This window comes from Mycolicibacterium celeriflavum (genome assembly GCF_010731795.1).
Lineage (GTDB): Bacteria > Actinomycetota > Actinomycetes > Mycobacteriales > Mycobacteriaceae > Mycobacterium > Mycobacterium celeriflavum.
This window is the reverse complement of the sequence record NZ_AP022591.1, coordinates 2,694,570-2,706,698: the sequence shown is the minus strand read 5'-3', so window position 1 is coordinate 2,706,698 and position 12,129 is coordinate 2,694,570. Positions and strand designations below refer to the sequence as shown.

15 protein-coding genes are annotated in these 12,129 nt (G+C 67.8%); 4 read left to right on the top strand and 11 right to left on the bottom strand.

All coding sequences use genetic code 11. The features are described from left to right. The 3 genes from G6N18_RS13135 to G6N18_RS13125 form a co-directional block, all read right to left on the bottom strand. The gene (locus tag G6N18_RS13135; RefSeq protein ID WP_083002863.1) at positions 1 to 1,269 is read right to left on the bottom strand and encodes a molybdopterin-dependent oxidoreductase; all 1,269 of its coding nucleotides are present in this window, start codon (positions 1,267 to 1,269) and stop codon (positions 1 to 3) included. Between the two features lie 51 nt (positions 1,270 to 1,320). After that, on the bottom strand, positions 1,321 to 2,676 hold the full coding sequence (locus G6N18_RS13130; RefSeq protein ID WP_083002866.1) for a hypothetical protein: 1,356 nt from the start codon (positions 2,674 to 2,676) through the stop codon (positions 1,321 to 1,323). A gap of 80 nt (positions 2,677 to 2,756) precedes the next feature. After that, positions 2,757 to 3,260, bottom strand: a complete 504-nt coding sequence (locus tag G6N18_RS13125) for an MSMEG_1061 family FMN-dependent PPOX-type flavoprotein (RefSeq protein WP_083002869.1) — start codon at positions 3,258 to 3,260, stop codon at positions 2,757 to 2,759. On the opposite strand from G6N18_RS13125, the gene G6N18_RS13120 reads away from it, so the two are divergent. Continuing rightward, on the top strand, positions 3,249 to 3,590 hold the full coding sequence (locus tag G6N18_RS13120) for a DUF3140 domain-containing protein (RefSeq protein WP_083002872.1): 342 nt from the start codon (positions 3,249 to 3,251) through the stop codon (positions 3,588 to 3,590). The genes G6N18_RS13125 and G6N18_RS13120 overlap by 12 nt on opposite strands. Before the next feature lie 4 nt (positions 3,591 to 3,594). Here G6N18_RS13120 and menE read toward each other — a convergent pair whose 3' ends face one another. Both menE and G6N18_RS13110 read right to left on the bottom strand, forming a co-directional pair. Next, positions 3,595 to 4,671, bottom strand: a complete 1,077-nt coding sequence (gene menE, locus G6N18_RS13115) for an o-succinylbenzoate--CoA ligase (RefSeq protein WP_234806181.1) — start codon at positions 4,669 to 4,671, stop codon at positions 3,595 to 3,597. A gap of 68 nt (positions 4,672 to 4,739) precedes the next feature. Next, on the bottom strand, positions 4,740 to 5,042 hold the full coding sequence (locus tag G6N18_RS13110) for a DUF3349 domain-containing protein (RefSeq protein ID WP_067224109.1): 303 nt from the start codon (positions 5,040 to 5,042) through the stop codon (positions 4,740 to 4,742). A 222-nt stretch (positions 5,043 to 5,264) separates the two neighbouring features. Here G6N18_RS13110 and G6N18_RS13105 point away from each other — a divergent pair, with 222 nt between their 5' ends. Genes G6N18_RS13105 through G6N18_RS13095 form a run of 3 tightly spaced genes read left to right on the top strand, consistent with a single transcriptional unit; the run spans position 5,265 to position 7,121 of the window. Then, positions 5,265 to 6,506, top strand: coding sequence for an inorganic phosphate transporter (locus G6N18_RS13105; RefSeq protein ID WP_083002877.1), 1,242 nt, complete (start codon positions 5,265 to 5,267; stop codon positions 6,504 to 6,506). Positions 6,507 to 6,519: 13 nt separating this feature from the next. Continuing rightward, positions 6,520 to 6,804, top strand: a complete 285-nt coding sequence (locus G6N18_RS13100) for a hypothetical protein (protein ID WP_083002881.1) — start codon at positions 6,520 to 6,522, stop codon at positions 6,802 to 6,804. Between the two features lie 11 nt (positions 6,805 to 6,815). After that, positions 6,816 to 7,121 carry a DUF3349 domain-containing protein gene (locus tag G6N18_RS13095; protein WP_067224295.1) on the top strand — a complete coding sequence of 102 codons (306 nt, stop codon included), beginning with the start codon at positions 6,816 to 6,818 and terminating at the stop codon, positions 7,119 to 7,121. Between the two features lie 3 nt (positions 7,122 to 7,124). Here the strand turns inward: G6N18_RS13095 and G6N18_RS13090 are convergent, their stop codons facing one another. The 6 genes from G6N18_RS13090 to G6N18_RS13065 all read right to left on the bottom strand — a co-directional run bounded on the left by G6N18_RS13090 (position 7,125) and on the right by G6N18_RS13065 (position 12,125). Then, on the bottom strand, positions 7,125 to 7,496 hold the full coding sequence (locus G6N18_RS13090) for a VOC family protein (RefSeq protein WP_067224115.1): 372 nt from the start codon (positions 7,494 to 7,496) through the stop codon (positions 7,125 to 7,127). A gap of 23 nt (positions 7,497 to 7,519) precedes the next feature. Beyond that, positions 7,520 to 9,061: a long-chain-fatty-acid--CoA ligase gene (locus tag G6N18_RS13085; protein WP_083002884.1), complete on the bottom strand. Its 1,542-nt coding sequence runs from the start codon at positions 9,059 to 9,061 to the stop codon at positions 7,520 to 7,522. A 1-nt stretch (position 9,062) separates the two neighbouring features. Then, the gene (locus tag G6N18_RS13080; protein ID WP_083002887.1) at positions 9,063 to 9,947 is read right to left on the bottom strand and encodes an SDR family oxidoreductase; all 885 of its coding nucleotides are present in this window, start codon (positions 9,945 to 9,947) and stop codon (positions 9,063 to 9,065) included. A gap of 75 nt (positions 9,948 to 10,022) precedes the next feature. Continuing rightward, positions 10,023 to 10,934 (bottom strand): 1,4-dihydroxy-2-naphthoyl-CoA synthase, encoded by a 912-nt coding sequence (locus tag G6N18_RS13075; RefSeq protein ID WP_083002891.1) that lies wholly within the window; start codon positions 10,932 to 10,934, stop codon positions 10,023 to 10,025. After that, the gene (locus tag G6N18_RS13070) at positions 10,931 to 11,392 is read right to left on the bottom strand and encodes a nitroreductase family deazaflavin-dependent oxidoreductase (RefSeq protein ID WP_083002894.1); all 462 of its coding nucleotides are present in this window, start codon (positions 11,390 to 11,392) and stop codon (positions 10,931 to 10,933) included. Before G6N18_RS13070 ends, G6N18_RS13075 begins: the two co-directional genes overlap by 4 nt. A gap of 43 nt (positions 11,393 to 11,435) precedes the next feature. Beyond that, positions 11,436 to 12,125: an HAD family hydrolase gene (locus G6N18_RS13065; protein WP_083002898.1), complete on the bottom strand. Its 690-nt coding sequence runs from the start codon at positions 12,123 to 12,125 to the stop codon at positions 11,436 to 11,438. Between the last annotated feature and the right edge of the window lie 4 nt (positions 12,126 to 12,129).

Below are 12,129 nucleotides of genomic sequence, written 5' to 3'. Positions count from 1 at the left end.
TCAATCCACCGGCCTGAACTCGATGCGGGCCACCCACTTTGTGTTGTGCACACCCGGCAGCGCGGGAACGATGATCCGGGCCGGAAACCCGTGGTCGGGTGACAGGTCGGCGCCGTTGACCTTCAGTGCCAGCAGGGCGTCGGGGTGCATGACCTGATTGCGTTGCAGCGTCGCGCGATTGAACGCACCGCGTCGTTCCACCGACCGCACGAACGCCGACGCGGGCTCCGGCACGCCGGCCAGTCGTGCGAGGTCGCGCAGCGGTACGCCGGTCCAGGTCTCGGTGGTCGACCAGCCCTCGACGCAGGCGATCGGCAGGCGGGCGGTGCGCTGGGGCATTTCGGTCAGCATCGTGCGATCCAGCACGACGGGCACCGGCCCGCCGGTCAGGGCGAGCCGCCAACGCTCGCCGGTCAGGTCGGGGGTGATCCGCGCCGCGGCGGCGGTCCTGTTGACCTGAAAGTCATTCGGTCCGTCACCGCGGGTCCGTCCGCGAGGCAGCAGCAGGGCGGCGGGCCTGGTCCACCCGCCGATGGCCTGCCCGGCGGTGAGTACGGCGACCACCGCTGCGCCGCCGCTGACCAGCGCCAGCGCGCCGCGACGGCTCAACGTCGCGGGTTCCGGGTCGGCGGGGGCCAACCCGTCGGGCGTATACGGATCCGCGACGGTGTCCTCGCGCAAGGTACGCAGCACAGTGTGCATCGACCGGGACCGCAACCCCGCCCACATTCGCGGAATCTTGATCGCGATGTGCACCAGAAACCCGGCGATGAACACCCACGCACCGAAGTAGTGCGCGGTGTAGAAGCTGAACCCGAAAATATAGTCGTACTGGATGTTCAGCACGCCGGTGACGATTTCGAACAGCACGCCGCCGACCAGCATCAGCAGCGAAACACGTTCGGCCAGTTGGGCGATCGAGCGCGCCGGCGGCCAGGCGAAGAGCCTGGGTATCACCGACCACAGCTTCGCGAGCACCACCGGCACCAGCACGAGTCCGAGCCCGACATGCAGACCCTGGTTGAGCCGATACAGCCACGACGGATCGGTGGGCCAGTCGAAGGTCGGCAACTTCAGCCAACCGACATCGGCCGGAATGGCCTGACCGAACTGCGGCCCGTAAGCGATGTAGGACAGCAGGCCGGTGAGGATCACCACCGGCAACCCGACCAACAGCACCGCGCCGAACACCGACGTCAGCCACAACCCGCGCAGCGGGCTGCGCCAGCGGATCAGCCGCTGTCGCCGCGGGCGGTCGATCGGGTCCATGTCACCAGAGTCCAGTCGCGCGGCCGCAGGTGTCTGCTTGACTCGCGTCCGTTACCAATTCGTCAGAATGAAGTGGTTGAGCAGCAGGGCGCCCACCACGTTGACGGCCAGCCACCACCGGTGTGACCGGGGCGGCAGCAACGCGCCCGCAGCGGTCAGCCAGATGGTGAACGGCAGCCAGATGCGTTCCGTCTCGGCCTTGCTCAGCATCGACAGGTCGGCGAACACAATCGCCAGCAGCGCGCCCACGAGGATCATGTGCAGGCCGGGTCGGCGTCGGATTGCGGCGATGTCGAACGACCTTCCGATCCCGGCCACGCTGCCCAGGCCGATCGCGCACACCACGGATGCCAGATTCGCCCACCCCCAGTACTGGAACGGGCGGTCGTTGGCGATGCCCTGCCAATACCGTTCCTGCACCAGCTGATAGCCGTCGAACCACCAGAAGCCCTGGATCGCGAAAAGCCCAACGATCGCGAGGACAACGACGATCGCCGGTGCCGCCGCGCGAAGCGAGGCCCGCCAGTCCGGCGCGCACATCAACACCGCCAGCGCCGGCAGCACCATCAGCCCCAACCCGTAGTTCAGGAAGATGCCCCAGCCCAACAGCAGACCGGCGCCAGCGGACGCCAGTGCCGGCCAACGCGTCGTGCGCGCGACGGCCACCGCCAGCAGCGCGATACCCCACGCCGCCACGCCCGCGAAGTAACCGTCAGCCGACACCGCGATCCAGATCGCCGTCGGTGCCACCGCGACGAACGGCGCGGCCAGCCGGGCGGTCCGCTCATCGGCCAGCGCGCGCACCGCCACCAGGATCGCGGCGGCCGCGCTCGAGCCGATCAGCAGACACAGCAGCCCCGCCCACGCGCCCCCGCCCAGACCGATGCGGTCCAGCCAGACGAATGTCAGCAGCGCCCCCGGCGGATGCCCCGACACGTGGGTGATCCATGAATCCGGTTGATAGTCAAGGATTCTGTCGGCGAACGTACGCAGGGCATAGGGGATGTCGGTGACGGTCGTCACCTGTCGCAGGTATTCGTGACGGTCGGTGAGCCGCCCGGCGAAGCCGCGCTGCCAACCGTCGACCATCGCCAGCGAGAACGCCCACGCACACGCCGTCAGCCAGGTGACCCACAGGACCGCGCGCCACGGCAGTCGCTGCGCGAGCGACGGCCCCCACAGCACCGCCGCTGCGCCGATCAGAATCGCCGCAATCGTGCCCCATCCGACGTGTGCGTTCCACCACCCGAAGATCGGCGCGGTGTCGGCGTAGTCGTGGAAGCGCTTCGGCGTCGCGTTGATCAGCGGCGTGACGATGCCCAGATGCAGGTGCGGTATGACGAACGCGGCGACGACCAACACCACGCCGACAGCGACCGCCACCGCCTCCTTGCGACCTGTCCGCATGCCGCCACCCTAATGACTGGTGATTTCGGTGTAGCTGGTTGCGCTCACCGCGACCACTCAACCCCCAAATCGCCGGGGGGTCAGTACAGCCGGCTGCGGGTGTTCTCCTCGCTGTGGTACTCGTCGAGCTGGGCCTGGCTCCAGTCGTACCGAATCGCCTTGAGCAGCTGCGCGACGCTCGGCAGCGCCGACGGATTCCAGGTCGAAGGGTCCCATGCGTCCGAACGCAGAAAGGCTTTGGCGCAGTGGAAGAATACTTCTTCTACCGCGACCTCCAGCGCCAGGAGCGGCCGTTTTCCTTTCACCGCCAGCGCGTCGAAATAGTCTGCGTCCGAGACGATTCTGGCCGTACCGTTGACTCGAAGCGTGTCGCCGCGGCCCGGGATCAGGAACAGCGTGCCCACATGCGGGTTCTGCAGGACATTGAGATAGCCGTCGACACGCTTGTTGCCCGGCCGCTCGGGAATCGCGATCGTGGTGTCGTCGATGACGTGGACGAATCCGGGCGGATCACCCTCGGATCGGGTTAGCTCCCCCGGTCGCCGGGTAGCCGATCGGCGGAGGTGAAAGTGATGGCCCATCATGTCGACGTAGACCCCGCACTCTGGGAGGAGTTCCACCGGGTGGTCAACATGACCTCCCGTGAGCTGATGGACTGGTTGCGCACGCGGTCGGCCGGCGAGGAATCCGAGGAGATGCCGGATCAGGCCGGCACGCAGACGGGCCGCGCGGTCTTGGAGGTGCTGCAGAAGCGGCGCGGCGACCTGACCGACGAGGACGAACGCGTGATGCGCAAGGTGGTCGACCGTATCCACGCCGAACGTCGTGACGATCTCGAGCCGACCGCAGGACAGGAGAACTGGCGGCACCGGCTGATGACGATCGGCCACGATCCGCTCAAGCCCGCCCCCTGACCGCTTAGCCCAGATCGGAGTACCGGGCCGCAAGGGCTCGCCGGTCGATCTTGCCGATGCCGCGCCGCGGCAACTCGTCGACGATGTGGACCTCGCGGGGCGCCGCAGTGACATCCAGTGCCGCGGCGACCTGCCCGCGGAGTTCGGCAGGCGTGGGCGCGTCGCAGCCGGCTACGAGCACCACGGCGACGGCCACCCGCTGGCCCAACCGTTCGTCGGGCACCCCGAACACCGCGCACTCGGCGACCGCCGGATGCCCGACCACCGCGGCCTCGACGACCTGCGGGATGACGGTCAGCCCGCCGCTGCTGATCGCGTCGTCGGCCCGGCCCAGCACCGTCAGCCGTCCCGAAGCATCAACGGCGCCGACGTCATCAGTGCGGAACCAGCCCGCTTCGGCGAACGGGTCCGGAGTCACCGGATTGCGGTAGCCCTTCGCCAGCGTCGCCCCGCCCAGCACGATCCGGCCGTCGACGATCCGGATCCGTACCCCATCCAGCGGCACACCGTCGTACACGCACCCGCCGGCGGTCTCGCTCATGCCGTACGTCCGAACCACCGGAATCCCTGCTGCGGCAGCTTGTCTGGCGAGGGGGGCGGGCATCGGACCGCCGCCGAGCAGGACCGCGTCCAGGCTCGACAATGCGGCCGCAGACTCCGAGTCCCGCAGCGCCTTGTCGAGTTGCACGGCCACCAGTGAGGCATAGCGGCGCCCAGGTCCCAACGCGGCTACAGCCGAAATCAGCTCATCCGCAACGAAGCTCGGCCTGATCGCCACCGGCGTGGTCCCGGCGACCACGCTACGCACCAACACCTGTAACCCCGCGACGTGATGCGCCGACAGCGCGAGCAGCCACTGTCCCGGCCCGCCGAGCCGGTGGTGCGTGGCCTCCGCGCTGGCCGTCAACGCCGCGGCGGTCAGCATCGCCCCCTTGGGAGTTCCGGTCGTGCCGGACGTGGATACCACGACGGCGACGTCGTCGTCGATCGCGGCACCGGCACGCAACGACGTTGACAGCAGCGATGTTTCGCGTTCGTCATCAGCGGGCACCGGCAGGATGCTGGCGCGTCCGGCGAGCATCTCCTGAACCGTGGGCAGGAGTGACAGGGCCGCGGCACCCGAACCGACCGCGATCGGGGTCAGGACGGTTATGGGTCGTCCTCCGGATCGCGTGGGTCGTCGAGCGGCCAGCCCCGCACCGCCAGGCGCTGCCGGACCCGCTCGACATCCTCCGGCGTGGGCAGCGTATCGATGATCGACGTGATCAGCACCCCGATGTCGGCGTCGTCGAACTCGCCCGTCCGCTTCAATTCCACCGCGACGGTCCTCACCTCGTCATCGGTGAGCCGCCGCCGAAGCAGCGAGAACAGCGGCACCCGATCCGGTCCGGGCACCCCCTCGGGATAACCCGCGGTGATCCACGCGACGATTCTGGCCAGAAACTTCGTCACTGTGCCCTCCCGCGTGTCGCATCGGGTCTACCCGCTCCCGATTGGATGATGCTAATGCGAGTTCGAACAAGTCGAGTCCGACGCCGTGGGCAAACACCCGACCGCCGTCGGGTGAACAATCGATGAACAGATTGCCCGCAGCGGCGAACTACCTGCTCGACACGCCCCTCGAAAGTGGCCATGAATTAGGCGAATGGCCGCTGTGGCCGCAGAATTAGCGCCGTGAGCACCGAGCTGATCATCCTCGTGCTGTTGATCACGACCGCGTTGGCATTCGACTTCACCAACGGCTTCCACGACACCGGCAATGCGATGGCGACGTCAATTGCCACCGGCGCCCTCAAGCCCAAGACGGCTGTTTTGTTGGCCGGTGTCCTCAACCTCGTCGGCGCGTTTCTCTCGGTAGAGGTCGCGGTCACGGTCACCACATCGGTGCTCAACGTGCAGGACGGCAACAGCGGCGCTCTGCTGCCGTCAATCGATGCGTCGACGGGTTTGACGATCATCTTCGCCGGGCTGATCGGTGGGATCCTGTGGAACCTGCTGACCTGGTTGTTCGGCATACCCTCAAGCTCGTCGCACGCGCTGTTCGGCGGGCTGATCGGCGCGGGCCTCGCCGCGCTGGGCACCGCGGGCGTCAACTGGAGCGGCATCACCCAGAAGGTGCTCATCCCCGCGGTCGCCGCGCCGCTCATCGCCTGTCTGGTGGCCGCATGCGGCACCTGGCTGGTGTACCGGATCACCCGCAAGGTGGCGGTGAGTCGCCGTCGCGAGGGCTTCCGCTGGGGTCAGATCGCGACCGCTTCACTGGTCGCACTGTCGCACGGCACCAACGACGCGCAGAAGACCATGGGCGTCATCGCGCTCGCACTCATCACCACCGGAAACCTCAGCGGCGACGTCAAGGAGAACGGCCTGCCGTTCTGGGTCATCTTCAGCTGTGCGGTCGCGATCGGTCTGGGCACCTATCTCGGCGGTTGGCGCGTCATCCGCACCCTGGGCAAGGGGCTCGTGGAGATCGACTCCCCGCAGGGCTTCGCCGCCGAAGCATCTTCGGCCGCAATCATTCTCAGCTCCAGCGCCGCCGGCATGGCGCTGTCGACCACCCACGTCGCCACCGGATCAATCCTCGGCAGCGGTGTCGGCAAGCCGGGCGCCGACGTCCGCTGGGCGGTGGCCGGCCGGATGGCGGTCGCCTGGTTGATCACGCTGCCCGCCGCGGGATTCGTTGGGGCGCTTTCGTTCTGGCTTTCCCACGGGGTGAAGACACTCACCGGGTCCGACCTCGCCGGCGACAGCCTCATCTTCCTCACGCTCGTGGGGCTCTCGTTCTACATGTGGCGGCGGGCCAAGCAGCAGAAGGTGGACCACAACAACGTCAACGCCGACTGGGACGACGCCACCAACTCCGTCGTGCCCCCGCAACTGCGCGAGACGCCGAGCAAGACCGCGGCGATGGTGTAGCAAAGGAACGTCGATGACTTATCTGGAAAGCATCCTCAAGGTGCTGGTGGTCGGGCTCGTGCTGGGAGCGGGGCTGCCCGCGCTGTTCGCGACCGGACTGGTGGCCTTCTCCAACGGAGCGGGTGACGAGTCCGCCGACGGCACCGTGAGCGCACCCAACCCGGTCCGGAGATACGTCGGTGTGGCGCTGTTCGTGTTCGTCGGCTGGGTGATCGTCACCGCGGTGCTGTGGATCACCCGGTCCACCATCATCCACCACACCGGCATCGACCTGTTTCCCTTCATGCCCGAAAAATGAACGGCGACATCATGACAGAGAACCTCAACGTGTTGGACAACGTGCTCTCGTGGCTGCGTCGCGGCTATCCGGACGGTGTGCCGCCGAAGGATTACTTTCCCCTCCTCGCGCTGCTGAAGCGGTCACTCACCGAAGACGAGGTCGTCAGCGCCGCGCAGACCGTGCTCAAGGGCACCACCGCCGACACCGTGACCGAAGACGAGATCCGCGACGCGATCCACCAGGTCATTGCTCAGGAGCCGAATCCTGAAGAGATGCACCAGGTTGCGTCTCGATTGGCGTCGGTCGGCTGGCCGTTGGCCACCGCCTCGCGCTGAAACCTACTGCCGGGTGTCGCGGCGCAGCGGGTGGGTCTCGGGCACCTGCACGAAAATCAGCAGCACGCCGTCGGGATCGTTGACATGCATCTCGTGCAGTCCCCACGGCTCCTGACGGGCCGCCCGCGTGATCGGCACGCCCCGACCCGAAAGCTCCTTTTCGGTGGCGTAGACATCGCGCACCTGCAGCCACATCGTGCCGCCCGCGTGCGGTCCGCCGTGGCCTGCGAGTTCGATCAGCGACTGCCCGGCGTAGAACACGGTGCCCGCGCCGTAGTCGCGGGCGATCGCCAAGCCCAGCTCGTCGCGGTAGAACGCCAGCGACCGCTGATAGTCCGCCGGCCGAATCAGCATCCGGCTGGCCAGAATCTCCATGCCGTCGTGTCTATCACGCCGGGTCAGCCGATCCGCCGCCCGACACCTTCCCAGTACGGTTCGCGCAGCGCCCGCTTGAGCACCTTGCCGCTCGGAGTGCGGGGCAGGTCTTCGGCGAACGACACCGACTTGGGCAGCTTGAACCCGGCGAGCCGGTCGCGTGCATAGGCGATCAGCTCCGACTCGCTGGGGCAGCCGACCGAGACAGGGACGACGATCGCCTTGACCGCCTCACCCCACGTCATGTCGGGAACGCCGATCACCGCGACGTCACCGACCGCAGGATGGGTCATCAACACGTTCTCGACCTCGGCGGGGTACACGTTCTCGCCGCCCGACACGATCATGTCCTTGACGCGATCGTGCAGGAACACATAGCCCTCTTCGTCGAGGTAGCCGGCGTCACCGGTCTTGAGCCAGCCGTCGTCGGTGAGCGTGGCGGCCGTTGCGTCCGGGTTATTCCAGTAGCCGCGCATGTTCTGCCGCGAGCGGGTCCACAGCTCGCCGACGGTGCCGGTGGGCACATCACGTCCGGCGTCATCGACGATGCGCACCTCGACCCATTCGAACGGCTTGCCGCACGACCGCAACAACTCCGGGTCGTGGCGGTCGAGTTGGGTGATGGAGCCGGTGGTTTCGGTCTGCCCGTACACCTGCAACAGGTCACAATCGAACCGCTCGAGCGCCTTGACCAGGACGTCATCGGTGATCGGCGACGCCCCGTAGACGATCGCGCGCAGGCTGGCGAAGTCCGTCGTCTCGACACCCGCGGTTTCGAGCAGGCGCTGGATCACGACGGGTACCAGTAGCATGTTGGTGATCCCATGTTGCGCAACGGCTTCGAGGATCGCGGGTGGGTCGACGTCACGCAGCACAACGGTGCGCGCCCCCTCGCACAGCCCGACCAGAGCCCAGCCGGAGCCGGCCATGTGGAACATCGGCATCACGGCGAGGCTCACACTGTCGGCGTCGAAGCGCCACTTCTCGGCGATACCGGTGGCCTTGCAGAAGTAGTTGTCGTTGGTCAGCATGACGCCCTTCGGGGCGCCGGTCGTTCCCGAGGTGTACATCAGGAACGCGACGTCGTCGGGTTGCGTTGTGACGCAGGGATCGTCAGCGGGGTGGTCGGCGAGCCACGCGTCGAACGCCGGCCAGCGCGGGTGTTCGCCGATGGCGACTACGGACGCCGCCAGCCGGTCTTCGATCGCCTCGACGTGGCCGAAGAACTCGTCGCCCACGACCACGACGCGCGCGTCCGCGTCGTCGATGATGTGGGCCATCTCGGCGGGCGCAAGGCGCCAGTTGACGGGTACGACGATCGCGCCGAGTTTGGACAGGGCACAGACGACTTCGAAGAACTCGATGCCGTTCTTTTCGATGAACGCGACCCGGTCGCCGAACCCGACGCCCGCCGCGCGAAACGCCTGCGCGGCGCGGCTGGACCGCGCGTCGAGGTCGGCAAAGGTCAGGGTCCGGTCACCGGCGACCAACGCGACCGTTTCGGGTCGTTCGGCGCCGTAGACCCGCGCGATGTCCGCGGCGGTCGCGATATCGGGGTGTGGCATGTCAGGAGTTCGGTTGGACCCGTTGGCGTTTCATCACCCTGTCGACGACGGCTGGCGCGAGGCTGTTCACGGCCTGAGCGGTGACGGCCATCCGCGGCGCGATGCGCACGGGCCGGGTGCGCGCGGCGGTGATCATCCAGTCGGCGGCCTCGGATGCGGTCAATCCGGCGACGCCGTCGTAGGCGCGGGTGGGGGCGATCATCGGCGTGCGCACCAGCGGGTAGAACAGCGTCGTCGAATGCACGCCGTCGCGGCTCCACTCGGTCTCGATGACGCGGCTCACCGCGGTCAGCGCCGCCTTGGACGCGTTGTACACCGCGAACAACGGGGACGACTCGCTGAGCACGCCCCACGTCGACACGTTGATGATGTGGCCGTTTTTCCGCTCGCGCATCCCGGGAGCGAGCCCGCGGATCAGCCGCAGCGGAGAGTAGTAGTTCAGCGCCATGGTGCGCTCGACGTCGTGCCAACGCTCCAGCGAGTCGGCCAGCGGCCGGCGAATCGAGCGGCCCGCGTTGTTGATCAGGATGTCCACGCCGCCCAGTTCCTCGGTGACCCTGGCGACGAGGCCATCGACCGCGTCGAGATCCGAGAGGTCACAGGCGTGCGCCCAGGCGTCGCCGCCGTCGTCGGTGATCCGGTCGACCAGCGCGTCGAGCAACTCCTGACGACGTGCGGCCACCACCACGGTGGCGCCGCGGCGGGCGAACTTCTCCGCGGCCGCCTCGCCGATCCCCGAGGACGCGCCGGTGAGCAGGATGCGCTTGCCCCGCAGGTCGACGACCTCGCGGCCGGGCTGGTACTGCAGCAGTTCGGGGACGATCGGCGGGCGCATGGTGGTCAGCAGCAGTTGGTCGGCCAACCTTCGCAACGGGCTCTTGCTCACGACTCGCGAGTCTAGAGAGTGTGATTTCGGTGTCGTTGGTCGCGCCTCGCGCGACCACGTACACCGAAATCGCCACTAGAAGTAGCGCGGGAAGGCGGTCCAGTCGGGGTCGCGCTTCTCCAGGAACGCGTCGCGGCCCTCGACCGCCTCGTCGGTCATGTACGCCAACCGCGTGGCCTCCCCGGCGAACAACTGCTGGCCCACCAGTCCGTCGTCGGTGAGGTTGAACGCGTACTTCAGCATCCGAATCGCTTGCGGTGACTTGCCATTGATCGCCGCGGCCCATTCCAGCCCGACGTTTTCCAGCTCGGCGTGGTCGACGACCTCGTTGACCGCGCCCATCGCGTGCATCTGCTCGGCGGTATACGGCCGGCCGAGGAAGAAGACCTCACGCGCGAACTTCTGGCCGACCTGCTTGGCCAGATACGCGCTGCCGTACCCGCCGTCGAAGCTGCCGACGTCGGCGTCGGTCTGCTTGAACCTGGCGTGCTCGCGGCTGGCCAAGGTCAGGTCGCAGGTCACGTGCAGGCTGTGCCCGCCGCCGGCGGCCCAGCCGTTGACCAGGCAGATCACCGGCTTGGGCATGAAGCGGATCAGCCGCTGCACTTCGAGGATGTGCAGCCGTCCGGCGCGCGCCGGGTCGACCGTCTCGGCGGTGTCGCCCGACGCGTACTGGTAGCCGCTGCGGCCGCGGATGCGTTGGTCGCCGCCGGAGCAGAACGCCCAGCCGCCGTCCTTCGGCGACGGCCCGTTACCGGTCAGCAGGATGACTCCGACGTCCGACGACATCCGCGCGTGGTCGAGCACGCGGTACAGCTCGTCGACGGTGTGCGGACGAAACGCGTTGCGGACTTCCGGCCGGTCGAACGCGACGCGCACCGTGGGCTGCTTCACGCCGTCGACGACGTGACGGTGGTACGTGATGTCGGTCAACCCGAAGCCGTCGACGGGTTGCCAAAGAGACGGGTCAAAGGTGTTGTCACTCATGCGTTTACCGGATCCAGCTGAAATACGGGGCAGCGGCCGGCCAATGCCTCGAACTCGTCGGGATTGGGTCCGGTCACCAGGCCGACGTTCTTCATGAAGCCGACGCCGGTGGGCACCTCGATCGGGAACACGCGCAGCAGCGGGCGGGCCGCCTCGGCCGGCACTTCGACGACGCGCACCCGCTCGGCGTGGCGGCCCTGCCGCAGCGTGGCCTCGCCGGCGGCGCGCAGGTTGGCGGCCCAGTCCGAGCCGGGCAGCCCGCCGACGATGTACCGCTTGTTGTCAACGGTCATCGGGGTCACCGGTGTCGAGCGCAGCTTGCCGCTCTTGCGTCCGCGCACCTCGAGCACGATGGGCCCATTGCCGCCGAAGCCGACGCCGAGCCGCTGCATGCCGATCATGACCATGTTGACGTACTTCAGCCACCACGGTGGCCGGATACGAGTGCTGTCGGACATAGCAGCGACGCTACGTGATCGGGTCGATGCGGAACACCGGCAGTCACACGGCGACGCCGTACCCGGACAGCGCGACCCGCAGGCCATCGGGCCGTTCGGTGGTGGGCAGCGGGTCGACGAGGCTGAACTCGCAGCCGACCGCGCGGGCACCGCCGTCGGCCTCGTCGCTGTCACCGACCATGACCGCGTCCGCCGCGGCCACACCGAGCCGGGTCAGCGCCGCCTCGAAGATCGCCGCGTCCGGCTTGACGGCCCCGACCTCATAGGACAGCACGAACTCGTCGACGAACTCGGCCGCGCCGATCGATGCGAACGCCGGCCGCACGTCGAACGCGATGTTCGACACGACCGCGGTCTTGATACCGCGCCGGTGCAGACCCTCGAGCACCGCGGCGGTGTCCGGGTACGGTGTCCAGTTCAGCGGGTCGATCAGGATGCCGTACAGCGATTCGGCGTGATGGTCAGCCAGCCCTGACTCCCGCAGCACATGCAGGTAGGCCTCGCGATGCAGGTGCGGCGCGAGGTCGCGGTTGAGCCAGGCGTGGTACTCGTCAGGGCCCATCTCGACGTGCTGGCCGGTCGGCGCGGTGAGCCTGCGCATCAGTTCGGCCTGCACGTGCCCGTCGACCTCACGGTCGTCGACCTGCATTCCGTGGAACCAGCTCTCGTCCTCCTCGAGCCGGAACAGCGTGCCGGAATAGTCGAACAGCACCGCGCGTATCTGGGTCACCACGCCA